Source organism: Erwinia sp. B116, from assembly GCF_002865965.1.
Classification (GTDB): domain Bacteria; phylum Pseudomonadota; class Gammaproteobacteria; order Enterobacterales; family Enterobacteriaceae; genus Erwinia.
Genome location: NZ_JRZZ01000009.1, coordinates 1,067 through 1,377 on the forward strand (window position 1 = coordinate 1,067; position 311 = coordinate 1,377).

General features: G+C 67.5%; 1 protein-coding gene. It reads left to right on the forward strand.

All coding sequences use genetic code 11. The features are described 5' to 3' along the window. Positions 1–311 (forward strand): hypothetical protein (locus tag NV64_RS23990; RefSeq protein ID WP_233208957.1); only part of this gene is annotated, 311 nt, incomplete at both ends.

A 311-nucleotide genomic window follows, 5' to 3' on the forward strand; every position in this document is an offset into this window, starting at 1 on the left:
ACCCTGAACGTGCAGGGGCGGACCGGGCAGACCGGGGGAGCGATTTCCGACTCGCTGGTGAAATCGGCGAAAAATCTGCTGGGCAGCAACGACCGGGATGCCATTGACCAGAGCGCCGGCGTGCAGGGGCCGCTGGATGCAACCTTTGGTCCGCTGCTGGCGCTGATGGACAAAACCCGCGCCGGCGCGCAGGCCCAGAGCCTGCAGTCCTGGCTGACCCGCGTCACTCAGGTGCGATTACGCCTGCAGCAGGTGACCAACGCCGCCGACCCGCAGGCGATGACCCGGACGCTGGCGCAGACGGTGTTCCA